The 11,857-nt window shown below is 63.6% G+C and carries 10 protein-coding genes; 1 reads left to right on the top strand and 9 read right to left on the bottom strand.

The genetic code is table 11. From position 1 onward, the window contains the following. From ACLV74_RS23150 to ACLV74_RS23110, 9 genes are all read right to left on the bottom strand, one after another. On the bottom strand, nucleotides 1-1,401 hold a 1,401-nt coding region (locus ACLV74_RS23150; protein WP_411881780.1), incomplete at its 3' end, for a type VI secretion system Vgr family protein. Nucleotides 1,402-1,431: 30 nt separating this feature from the next. Further along, entirely contained in the window at nucleotides 1,432-4,080 is a 2,649-nt protein-coding gene (gene tssH, locus ACLV74_RS23145; protein WP_411881779.1) for a type VI secretion system ATPase TssH, read from the bottom strand. A 45-nt stretch (nucleotides 4,081-4,125) separates the two neighbouring features. Further along, nucleotides 4,126-5,136, bottom strand: coding sequence for a type VI secretion system baseplate subunit TssG (gene tssG / locus ACLV74_RS23140; RefSeq protein WP_411881778.1), 1,011 nt, complete (start codon nucleotides 5,134-5,136; stop codon nucleotides 4,126-4,128). After that, on the bottom strand, nucleotides 5,100-6,827 hold the full coding sequence (gene tssF, locus ACLV74_RS23135) for a type VI secretion system baseplate subunit TssF (RefSeq protein WP_411881777.1): 1,728 nt from the start codon (nucleotides 6,825-6,827) through the stop codon (nucleotides 5,100-5,102). The genes tssG and tssF overlap by 37 nt, the downstream gene beginning before the upstream one ends. 46 nt (nucleotides 6,828-6,873) lie before the next feature. Next, complete coding sequence (tssE, locus tag ACLV74_RS23130; RefSeq protein WP_411881776.1) at nucleotides 6,874-7,287, bottom strand: type VI secretion system baseplate subunit TssE; 414 nt, start codon at nucleotides 7,285-7,287, stop codon at nucleotides 6,874-6,876. Nucleotides 7,288-7,332: 45 nt separating this feature from the next. Beyond that, nucleotides 7,333-7,818, bottom strand: a complete 486-nt coding sequence (locus tag ACLV74_RS23125) for an Hcp family type VI secretion system effector (protein WP_411881775.1) — start codon at nucleotides 7,816-7,818, stop codon at nucleotides 7,333-7,335. Between the two features lie 257 nt (nucleotides 7,819-8,075). Continuing rightward, the gene (gene tssC / locus ACLV74_RS23120; protein WP_411881774.1) at nucleotides 8,076-9,563 is read right to left on the bottom strand and encodes a type VI secretion system contractile sheath large subunit; all 1,488 of its coding nucleotides are present in this window, start codon (nucleotides 9,561-9,563) and stop codon (nucleotides 8,076-8,078) included. 24 nt (nucleotides 9,564-9,587) lie between these two features. After that, complete coding sequence (gene tssB, locus ACLV74_RS23115) at nucleotides 9,588-10,082, bottom strand: type VI secretion system contractile sheath small subunit (RefSeq protein WP_411881773.1); 495 nt, start codon at nucleotides 10,080-10,082, stop codon at nucleotides 9,588-9,590. 433 nt (nucleotides 10,083-10,515) lie between these two features. Beyond that, a complete protein-coding gene (locus ACLV74_RS23110) occupies nucleotides 10,516-11,367 on the bottom strand; it encodes an XRE family transcriptional regulator (RefSeq protein ID WP_411881772.1) in 852 nt (283 codons plus the stop codon). Between the two features lie 143 nt (nucleotides 11,368-11,510). Between ACLV74_RS23110 and ACLV74_RS23105 the strand changes: the two genes are divergently transcribed. Then, entirely contained in the window at nucleotides 11,511-11,846 is a 336-nt protein-coding gene (locus tag ACLV74_RS23105) for a helix-turn-helix domain-containing protein (protein ID WP_411881771.1), read from the top strand. The last annotated feature ends 11 nt before the right edge of the window (nucleotides 11,847-11,857 follow it).

The following is an 11,857-nucleotide window of genomic DNA, read 5'->3' as shown; positions in this document are numbered from 1 at the left end:
GTTGACGATCACGGGCTGGTCGGGATCGCCGTCAACGAAGGACAGCAACACCTCGGCGCCCTTGAGCAGCGGAAAGTGCATGCCGTGGTCGCGCCCGGAATAAGGCGTGGCCATGCGGATGCGGGCGGAGCCCTTGTTGGCGGCCTTGCCGGTCCGGCTGAAAGGCAGTTGCACCTTGTACTGGCCCAGGTCATCCATCTCGGCATATTCGCCGGAGCCCTCGGCATCGACGATGGCGCTGACCGTGCCGGCCACATGCGGCCGGATCATGGCCCGCGCCGGGCGGAACTGCACGGCCGAAGGGATGGCCTTGAATTCCAGGTGGTAGTCGGTCTCGCCGGGCTTGCCGCCGTAGGAGTTTTCGATGCCCGCCAGCAGCACGCCGGCCTGGGAGCCCCTGTGCTCCACCTCGGTGACCAGGTACTGGCCGTTGAAGTCGGAGCGGTAGTGGGCGGCCATGCGCATGAAGTAGCCGCTGCGCAAGCCGACGGCGGTGGCCTCGCCCTTGAAGACTTTGCCGCCGCACAGGATTTCCTGGGCGCGCAGCTTGGCATAGCGCTGGCCTTCGTCCTGCGTCAGGAAGTTTTCACCGTACAGCATCACGTCGCCGGTGCCTTGATCGGACACCTGCGCCGTCTGCTTGAGTTCGACATTCGCGCTGCTGTAATTGAATCCCTGCAGGACCACCTGCTTGGGCAGGGGTTTTTGCCGGCAAAGAAAATTCTGCACGGAGTCCTTGGCCGCGCCGCTGGCCATGTTTTCCACCGGCCTGTAGGTGACCGCGACCACGTCGGCGGGCTGCATGGCGCTGTCATCCACCATGACCAGTTTCTCGGCATTGCCGCTGTGGTCGAAGTAGAAGTACATGCCTTCCTTTTCCAACCAGCGGCTGATGAAGTCCAGGTTGGTTTCCTGGTACTGGCACACAAAGCTGCGCTTGCGGTAGGCGTCCTTGGCCTTCAGCTTCTGCTCGAAATCGGCCGAGGTCAGCCCGCTGTCCTTGATCACCGCCTCGAGAATCTCGGGGATGGTCTGGTCGTTGAGGTGAACGTCCGAGGTGCGGTACAGGTTCAGGCGCTGCAGGCGCGGCGCGAGCACCGCGCGGTAAAACACCAGATTCCCGGCCTGGTGCAACTGCTCGAACTCGGACAGCACGCCGTGGTAAGGCGTTTCCATGTTGCCGCCCGCGGCGTACAGGGTGAAAGTCGCCGGGTTGGACAGCATCTTTTCGAAGTCGATCGCCGTGTCGTCCGACACCAGCGTCAACTCGAAAGAGAAGCTGGCGGAGATGGCTTCGTAGCCCTCCATCTTCACCACGGAGAATTTGTCGGCCGGATAGGCTTTGGAGGCAAACGAGAAACGCTTGTTGCCGGCATTGAGGTTTTTGTCAAGCGAGGTCATGGTCGGTTTTCCTGTAATGGAGCAGGCGCGTTATGCCGCCGCCTCGTCCGCGAAGCGGACGGTAAATTCATTCTGGGCGTCGATGTCCAGCGTCACGCCGCCGGGCTGCTCGCCGGTGCTCATGCGCGACAAAATCCCCTGCGACATCAGCGGCATGACGCTGCTGCGCAGGATGAAGTCGACGTTGCGCGCGCCGGTTTCCACTTCGGTGCAGCGCGCGGCAATCTGTTGCACCACCGCGTCGCTGTAGGTGAAGGCCATCTTGTTGTTGTGCGCCAGGCGCTGCACCAGCTTGTTGAGTTTCAGGCGCACGATGCCGGCCAAGGCGTCCTGCGCCAGCGTGAAGTAGGGAATCACCGTCATGCGCGCCAGCAGCGCCGGCTTGAAATGCGCCGACAGGATGGGCCTGACGGCCGACAACAGCGTGGCCGCGTCGGGTTTTTCCTCGCCGGCCGTCATCTCGGTGATGACATCGGTCGCCAGGTTGGAGGTCAAAAAGATCACCGTGTTGGAAAAATCGATGTCCTTGCCTTCGCCGTCGGACAGCATGCCCTTGTCGAAGACCTGGTAGAACAGGTTGAGCACGTCGAGGTGGGCTTTCTCGACCTCGTCGAGCAGCACCACCGAATAGGGGCGCTGGCGCACCGCCTCGGTCAGCACGCCGCCTTCGCCGTAGCCCACGTAGCCGGGGGGCGAGCCGATCAGGCGGCTGACGTTGTGCTTTTCCTGGAACTCGCTCATGTTGACGACGACGGTGGATTTCTCGTCGCCGAACAGGATGTCGGCCACCGACAGCGCGGTCTCGGTCTTGCCCACGCCCGAGGGGCCGGCCAGCAGGAACACACCCAGCGGCTGCTGCGGGTCCCGCAACCCCGACTTGGCGGTCTTGAGCACTTCGGTGATCTGGTGCATGGCGTGGTCCTGGCCGCGAATGCGGGCGGTGAGCACGGCCTCCATGCGCATGACGCTTTCGGCCTGGTCGCGCAGCATCTTGCCGACGGGAATGCCGGTCCAGTCGGACACCACCTTGGCGACCACGTCCGGGTCGACGTCGACGCGCACCAGCGGGTTGGCGCCCTGGGCCGCTTCAAACGCCTTGCCGGCGGCGGCGACTTTTTGCGAGAGTTCTTCCAGCTCGGCCGGTGTGGCGTTGGCGGCCTTGGCAGCCTGGCAGGCAGCGCGCGCGGCGAGCAGCGCGTCGGCCGCGCCTTTTTGTTTGTCCCATTCAGCCTTGAGGACCGCAGCTTCGGCGGCCAGCGTGGCAGTGATGCCGGCGATGGCGGCCAGGCGCTCAGCGTCTACTGGCTGGTGGTTGTCGCGGTCGCGCTCCAGGCCTCGCTGCTCGCGCTCCAGGGCCTGCATCTGGCGCTCCTTGTCTTCCAGCACGTCGGGCTTGGCGCTTTGCAGCACCTTGACGCGTGCGCAGGCGGTGTCCAGCAAATCAACGGCCTTGTCGGGCAGTTGCCGGCCGGTGATGTAGCGGCTGGAAAGTTCGGCGGCGGCCACGATGGCATCGTCGCGCATCACCACGCGGTGCACGTCCTCGTATTTTTCTTTCAGGCCGCGCAGGATGATGATGGCCGTCGCGAGATCGGGCTCGTCGAGCTTGACCGGCTGGAAGCGGCGGGCCAGCGCCGGGTCTTTCTCAAAATACTTTTTGTACTCGGCCCAGGTGGTGGCGGCAATGGTGCGCAGTTCGCCGCGCGCCAGCGCCGGTTTCAGCAGGTTGGCCGCGTCCGAGGTGCCGGCCTGGCCGCCCGCGCCTATCAGGGTGTGGGCTTCGTCGATGAACAGGATGATGGGTTTGGCCGAGCCCTTGACCTCGGTGATCACGCCCTTGAGGCGGTTCTCGAATTCGCCCTTGACGCTGGCGCCGGCCTGCAGCAGGCCCATGTCCAGCCCGAGGATGGTCACGTCCTTGAGCGAGTCGGGCACGTCGCCGTCGACGATGCGCAGCGCCAGGCCTTCGACCACCGCCGTCTTGCCGACGCCGGGGTCGCCCACGCAGATGGGGTTGTTCTTGCGGCGCCGCGCCAGGATGTCCACCATCTGGCGGATTTCCTTGTCGCGGCCGAAGACCGGGTCTATCTTGCCCTGGCGGGCCTTCTCGGTGAAGTTCTCGCAAAAGCGAGCGATCGCGCTGCCTTCGCCGCCGGCCGCCGCCTGGCCGCCGGGTGCGCCGCCTTCAGCGGCGCCCGGGGTTTCCTCGATGGATGCCGCGCAGGTCGCGGCAAAGCTTGCCAGCAGGCTTTCGCGGTTGAGCGCGCGCAGCGGCGCCGCATAGTCGCCGGTGGCGTAATAACTGGCGCGCGCCAGGAAGGCCAGCAGCACCGCGCCGGAGCGGATGCGGGTCTCGCCGAGGTTGACCGAGGCGATCAGCCAGGCGTCCTGCATCAGTTCGAGGAGCAGCGGCGAAAACGCCGGCTTGCCGGCATTGCCGGTGCGCATGTCCTCGATGGCGCGGTCGATGTCGCGCTTGACGAGGGCCGCGTCGACGCCGTTCTGGCGCAGCAGCAGCGCGACGTCGGCCTGCACGTTGTCGAAGCACTTGACCAGCAGGTGCTCGACGGTGATTTCATAGTGGCTGCGCGAGACGCACAGGCCCACGCCGTCTTCCAGCGCCTGCTTGGTGAAGGCGTTCAGACGTCCGACCAGGGGTTTCAATTCGACCAGCAGCATGATGTTCTTCTTTCTCTAGGGATGAAGGGGATGGAGGCCAGAAAATTAAAGGGTGAACTGCACGCGGGTGGGCTGGCGCACGCGCTCGGGCGTGATCCAGGTGTCCATGCCGAGGCGGGTCCAGTTGGTGGCGGCCGATTCCGGCGCGGCATCACGCACGTCCAGCGTGCGCGCCGCGCGGGCGTCCTGGTGCCGCAGCTCCAGCACGACATGCACGTCCAGCGGGTCTATCAAATAAAAGCGCACCAGGAAGGCCAGCCGTTCATGCCCCGGCGTTCCGGGCAGCAACTGGTGGAAGGAGTCTTCGGGCAGGTCGCTGAGCGTGATGGTGATGCTGCCGCTGTAGTCGTCGATCTGGCTGCCCAGGTAGGTATCTTCCCCGAGCTGGTGGGCCTGCAGGCCCAGGCGAAGCCGCTGGTCGGCCGGGATGGGGACGTATTGCAGCGTGCAGCACTCGACATGAACTTTGGCGGGGTTGAAGGCATCGGCCAGCAGGGTGTTCAGGCCCATCGCCGAGCGCGGGCGCAAATTGAACAGCCCCGCATAACGCAGCAGGCCGTTGCCGACCGGCAGCTTGCCGCGCAGGTCGCTGGCATGCAGCCCGACGAAGGCATAGAGCTGGTCCAGCACGCCGGCATCGCCGTCTTCGACCACGCGGTCCTGCAGGCGGTGTTTCCGCCACGCGTCGAACAGCAGCGGGTACATCGCGTAGTGGATGACATCCAGGAAATCGCGCGTGGCATGCCGCCCTTCACGCTCTTCCTCAAACAGGTCTTCGGTGTAATAGGTCGGCAGCGGGGAGGCCACGCCGTAGAGGCCGAAGAAATTCGCCGTGACGCGGTAGCCGCCCTCGGGAAGCGCCTCGATGCCGTCGATGTCGTTTTCGGGAAAGCCCAGGCTGAGCCGGGGGCGTATGCGCAGGCTGGCGTTGTCCATCCCGCGCGCTTTGCCGAACAGGCGCAGCAGGCGTATGGCCTGGAAGTAGGAGAAGCGCTCACCATGGGCGAGCAGCTGCTCCTCTACAGCAGCGGCTGCTGACCCAATCTTGGCGGCCATTTGAAGACTGCTCCTGTGAAAGCGTCTTCAAGTTCGACGCGGGTGTATGAATTGATGCCGGCATAGTCGGCGATGAAACGGTCGAGGACGCAACCGAAGAGGTACATGTCACCGATGCTGGCGAAAAAATCCAGCCGGCACTTGATGCGGATCTGCTGGCCGCGCAGCAGGCTGCCGCGCCCCACCAGGCGCGTCTCGCGCGTGGCGGTCACTTCCTGGATGCTGTCGATGCGCCGGCGGTTGGCGGTTTCCTGGCCTTGCTCCTGCCGCTCGGAAAACACATACAGCCCCAGCAGCGCGCGCAGGTTTTCGGCGTTGGCGATGGACAGGAAGTTCAGCGACACGTGCGAGACCAGGCGCCACAGCAGCGCTTCACCCGAGGGGGGATTGAGCGGGGCGGTCATGGGCCGGATGTTGCGGAAGGTCATGCGGTCCGGCGAGCTGCTGGTCGGGCGGTTCAGGTCGCCGAGTTTCAGGCTTTCGGGCAACTGGCGGTTGGTGCAGGTGATCTGCACCGACAGCGTTTCCGGCAAAGGCACATCGCCGGGCGGATAGGCCACCGAGAGGAACACGTCGCTGCCCCGGCCCACCGTGGCCGAGCGCAAGGTCGTGCGGTAGCTCAGTGCGTTGCTGCCGTCGTGGCGCAGCATGCCGAAGGGCACGTAGGCGCGCTCCCGGGAGGCGCCCTGCTGGTAGCCCACAACCTGGTCCACGGAGTAGATCTGGTAATGCTGCCGGTTGGCGGCTTCGGGCATCAGCCGGTATTCGCTGGCCCGGTGTTCATGGTTCACCGGATCGGCGGCATGCTCGAACAGGTTGACGGCCGGCACGATGTTGAGCATGAAGCTGTCGCCGCGCATATCGGGCATCCAGTCGGGAAGCGAGTCCAGCAGCAGCGAGACTTCGAACGAAGTGCCTTGCCCTTTTGCCAGCGCCTTGTCCAGGCCCACGATATCCACGAACAGGAATTTCTCGGGCAGCACGAAAAATTCCTGCAGGGTACGGTAACCCTGGAAAGCATGGCTGGGGTAAGGCAGCAGTTCTCCTTCAAACCCGGATTGGCGGATGGCTTTGAGCCCCAGGTCGACGGGCGCGCCGAGCGCGTCCTTGACGCTGACCGCCTTGACGTGATGGGCCAGCAGCAACAGCAGCTTGGAAGCCTCGGCATAGCCGCCGCCGAGGAACAGGCGGATCGTGGGCACGGCCCATTGCGAGAGGTCGAGCCCGCCCTGGAGTTCGAACTTCAGCACCAGCTTGGGCGCCTGGCCGGCGCCGCTGGCAAGCCGCGTCTCCGCCAGGATGAGGGGATGGACCAGGAGTTCGGTGCAGGTGCGGAAGCGGCAGGGTGTGCCGTCCACCGGCACCGAGTCGATCTTGGCGCTCGCCGGGATTTGCACGCTTTCGGCCAGCATGCCTTTGGGGGCAAAACTCACCAGGGTGCAGGCGGGAATAGGCCGCAGGTAATGCGGGAACAGCAGGTTGGCCAGCTCCTGGACGAATTCGGGGAATTCGTCGTCCAGCTTCTGGCGCGTGAGGCCGGTCAGGAAGGCCACGCCTTCGAGCAGGCGCTCGACGTCGGGGTCGGTCGATGCACCGGAGAGCATGGGCGCCAGCGCGGGATTGGCCCGCGAGAACTCGACAGCCAGTCCCTTGAGCTTGTTCAATTCATCTTCGTAATATCGATTGAACATGTTGTTCTTCTCCCGCTCAGGGGAACAATGAAAGGGCCGTTAAAAATCAGGTGATGTTGACCTTGCCGCTTGCGCCAACCGTTGTGGAGAGCTGGAGCGGGATCTCCCGGTCGTCCACCTCCAGCCTGCCCTCCAGCGCGAACCGGATGGACAGCACATCTGCCGATTCGCGGCTCAACACCACCCTGGGTGACTTGATACGCGGTTCGTATTTCATGACCATGCGGCGGATCTCTTCTTCAATATCGCCGGTGGAACCGGCGGTGAGGCCGCCGGCGATATTGGTGAAGTCGGGCACGCCGAAGAGGGGATCAAGCTGCACGCTGCCTTGCCGCGTGTTGAGAAGCCGCTGAAGGTGGTCCGTCACCGACCGGATCAGAATGTCGACCTGGGTCTGGTTGGTGCGTTGTTCACCGTCCTCCCAGGCCGCGATTCTTTCCAGCAGGCGCCGCTCCTTCACGGGTTCCTCACCACGTGGCCGGCCTGGCGCGCAGCGTGCCCCGCATTACTTCGGAGCGAGCCAGGAATCTTCGGCTTCGATACCGTCCGGCTCGAAGGTCCAGGTGATCTTCTCGTAGGTGAACGAGAGGTCTTCCATGTGGCCCATCTGCTTGTTGTTGGGGTCCAGGCAGTTCGGCGTCCAGGACTTGGCGCTGGTCAGGATGGCCGAGGACAGCTTGACCGTGTAGTACTTTTCTTCCGTGCCCTTGGGGGAGATGCGGTAGAACTCCAGGCTCACGCTCTTGAGCTGCTCGCCGGACGTCAGGGCCTGGAACAACTTGGGCGAAGACTTGTCGATTTCCTTGGTGACCGTCATGGGCTGGTGCACGCGCTTGCCGGTGGGCAGGCCGGTTTGCGGGCTCTTGGGGATCTCGATGACGTGGTCCACGGCTTGCACGAGGATCTTGCCTTCGTGGCCCTTGACCTTGACGGAGCCTTCGATTTTTCCCTGTTTTTCGCCTTCGACGATGAGATAGCATGGCATTGGCATGATGAATTCCTTTTAAGTTGGTACTGTCGTAAAACCGTTTCAGATCCGGTCCGGCCCCGCCGCATCCATCAGCGGGGCTTGAACCTCTCATCACCTCGCCCCCTGGCTGCCCGGTGATCTGCACATCTCTTGAACATCCGCTCTGTGCATGACCTGTATTCTGGAAGGCCCCTGTTTCGGGTCCATGTCAGAAGCCAGGCGGCAAAGTTACAGCCGACATACAGGCGATTCCCCCAGGGGAAACCGCCTGCCGGGCGTCACTTCTTCTCGAGCTTGCCGACGAGAGACAGGCTGAAGGAAGCGCCCATGTACTTGAAGTGCGGGCGAACCTTGAGGTCGACGCGATACCAGCCTGGATCGCCTTCGACGTCAGCCACGGTGATCTCAGCCTGCCGCAGGGGCCTGCGGCTGCGCACGCCCTCGCCCGGGTTGTCCATGTCGGCCACGTACTGGCGAATCCACATGTTCAACTCGCTTTCGAGGTCGGAGCGCTCTTTCCAGGTGCCGATGTTTTCACGCTGGATCACCTTGATGTAGTGGGCCAGGCGGCTCACCACGAACATGTAAGGCAGCTGGGTACTGAGCTTGTAGTTGAGCTCGGCTTCCTTGCCTTCCTTGCTGTTGCCGAAGAACTTCGGCTTTTGCGCCGAGTTGGCCGAGAAGAAGGCCGCGTTGTCGCTGTTCTTGCGCATGGTCAGGGCGATGAAGCCCTGCTCCGCGAGTTCGAACTCGCGGCGCTCGGAGATCAGCACCTCGGCGGGGATCTTGTTCTGCATCTCGCCCATGGACTCGTAGGTGTACACGGGCAGGTCTTCGACCGCGCCGCCGCCCTGGGGACCGATGACGTTGGCGCACCAGCGGTAGTCGGCGAAGCTGCCGGTCAGGCGCGAGGCGAAGGCGAAGGCCGCGTTGCCCCACAGGAAGCTGTTGTTGCCGCCGGAGACGTCTTCCTTGTAGTTGAACTTCTTGGTCGGCACCGTGTCGGCGCTGTAGGGCACGCGCAGCAGGAAGTGCGGCAGGGTCAGGCCCACGTAGCGCGCGTCTTCCGTTTCGCGGAAGGCGTTCCACTTGACGAACTGCGGGCCTTCGAAGACCGAGGCCAGGTCCTTGAGGTTGGGCAGCTGCTCATAGGACTCGACGCCGAAGAACTCGGGCGCCGTGGCGGCGATGAAGGGCGCGTGGCCCATGGCCGCGACGCTGGCCATGTATTGCAGCAGCTTGATGTCCTGGCCGCCGGGGCCGAACTCGTAGTTGCCTATCATGGCGCCGAAAGGCTGGCCGCCGAACTGGCCGTATTCGGCCGTGTAGAGGTTTTTGTAGAGGCCGGACTTGGTGATGTCGGCCGCGTCCTGGAAGTCGTCGAGCAGCTTGGCTTTGCTCACGCTGAGCACCTGGATCTTGACGTTTTCGCGGAAGTTGGTGCGGTCGACCAGGAATTTCAGCGAGCGCCAGGCCGATTCGAGCTTCTGGTAGTCGGGGTGGTGCAGGATGGAGTCGACCTGCGCGCACAGCTTTTTGTCCAGGTCGGCGATCATGTCGTCGACCGTGGCCTGCGTCACGCGCTCGACCGCGCGCTGGGGTTCCAGCAGTTGCGAGACGAAGGCCTGGATGCCCTGGCGGGTGATGGAATAGGCGTCGTCGCCCTGCTTGATGCGCGCGGTGTTGACCAGTTGGTCGAGCAGCGAGCCGCCGGCCTCTTCGGCCGCGCCCGGCGCCGCGTCTGCTTGTTTGTTGGTTTCAGCCATGATGTTTCCTTGGGTGCGGTTTTTTTATTTGTCTTTGACGCCGAGCTCGGCCATCAGCCGGGCGCGCACGCCTTCGTCCTGCACCAGTTCCTGGACTTTCTTGCGGAAGTCGGGAATGTTGCCCAGCGGCCCCTTGAGCGCCTTCAGCGCGTCGCGCAGCTCGATCATCTGCTTGAGTTCAGGCACCTTGTCGACGATGGCGTCGGGCGAGAAGTCGTTGATCGAGTTGAAATCGATGTTCATCGCCAGCACGGCGTCCTTGTCGGCCTTGGGATCGAGCTTGTTGGGCACCGACATGCTCAGCGAGAGCTTTTGCGCCTTCAGGACGTCGTTGAAGTTGTCCTTGTCGATGTTGATCGGCTTCATTTCCTCCAGCGGCGTGTCGTCTTCACGCAGGGTGTAGTCGCCCATGACCAGCAGCTTGAGCGGCAGCTCAACTTCCGTCTTGGCATCTCCCGTCGCGGGACGATAAACAATGTTGACACGCTCTTTTGGTGCTACTGACCCATCGGTTGCCATGGTGGTTTCCTTGATTTGGTGAAGGTTGAGGGGGTGGCCACACGTCAAGAAACGTCCAGAACGTGTAACAAGTCGAAAACGATAGTACTCGATATCTTTCTATTTAAATAGCCATGTTTCAGTCGTAATACAGGGGGCGTACGGAAGCCATTGACAGAGGAGAAAACGGCCCAGGATCCTCCAGCTTGGTGCGCTGTTTGTCGCACAACAGTGCGACAGGCCGACGACATACACGCACTGGCGCACGTTACGTAACACTGTCATGCGGGGGGCATCAGTGTCCTGCGTACACCGCGACAAGGGATAGGTAACAACCCTAGGCTGGGCCGGAAATCGGATGGAAATATTGGCCGGCGGAAGACGCGGCAAGGGCGCGGTGAAGGCACAGCCAGCGCGCGGCGCGGCGCCCTCCCATCTATAAGAGAAGAAGGTGTCAGTTGAAAGTCACGCCGGCCCAGCGCACCCGGCCCAGCACCGCGAAGTCGCGGTCCGCCGACTCATGTCCCTGGATGTCGAAAGGCTCGTAGGCCGGGTTGTAGCTGCTGACCCGCAGGATTTTTCCGGGCAGCCGCTGCAGCTTTTTCATCAGCAGGGCGCCGTCCAGCCGGATCAGGTGCACGCCCTCGGTCAGCGCGTCGCGGTCGCGCAAATCCGCCAGCACCGCATCCTTGGCGTGCAGCCACGGCTCCATGGACGCGCCCACCACGCCGAACATCGCCAGGTCGTCGTGGGCGATGCCCAGGTCGTAGCGGATGAACTGCGCGTCAAAAGGCCGCATGGCCAGCACCGAGTCGGCGTCGGTGAAGGCGGCGCCTTCCGCCTGCTCCCGCAGGTCGAACAGCGGCACATAGATCAGCGCATCCATCTGCACCGCCCGCACGCCGTGCGGCACCAGCGCGGACCGCACCGCGCCCGGCGGCTCGCCGCCCAGCAACTCCACGGGTGTGGTGTTGTATTCCCGGGCCAGCACTTCCAGCTCGAACGCGTCCGGCAGGCTGTCGCCGCGCTCCACGTTCCAGATGGTGTTGCGGTGCACGCCGACCGCGGCCGCCACGTCGTGGATCTCGCGATTGCCGCGCGCCGCCCGGCAGCGCTGGCCGAACTGCTGCATGAAGACGCTGCGCGCCTCCGTCCTCACGGTTTTCACCTCCGCCTTGTCGGCGGCCGCCGCGGCATGGAAACGGTACCAGGCCACCGGCTCGTCGGCCTTGACCGGCGCCACGGTGGGAAGGGAATACGGCTGGTTGCTGTCGTGGGCCGGCGGCACCGGTGGGTTTGTGCTCATGAACACTATTTTGTGTCAATGAACACACAAAGGCAAACCGGGGCACCCGAACCTGCCAAATATGCATAGAAATATAAACAACGCTCATGACCATGGGCGCAATCAGGGTTGACTTCACGCCATCCAAGCTGAAAATAGTGGTCATGAGCACAATCAAAACAACACCCGTACAGGAGGATATGCACCCTGCCGACGTCATTGCCGCCCTGCACAAACGCGGCACCAGCCTTCGCAAAATCGCCCACGAAAACGGCTACAGCCATATACAGCGCGTGCTGACCCACCGCTGGCTGGCGGCCGAGCAACTGGTGGCCAAGGCACTGGACACCAGCCCCCAGGCGCTGTGGCCGTCACGCTACCTCGACCCGCTGGACAGGGCCCTTGCCTTCAGGCAGACCCGCAAGATCGCCGTGACCATGCCGCAGCCGGCCGATACCGCGCAGTCCAGGCCGCGCGCACCGGCCCGTCGCAAGCGCTGAAATGCCGGGAA

The sequence above is a fragment of the Polaromonas sp. YR568 genome (assembly GCF_943369415.1).
Taxonomy (GTDB): Bacteria; Pseudomonadota; Gammaproteobacteria; order Burkholderiales; family Burkholderiaceae_C; genus Polaromonas.
The sequence above is the reverse complement of the archived record's forward strand: the minus strand, read 5'-3'. Positions and strand labels throughout refer to the sequence as shown.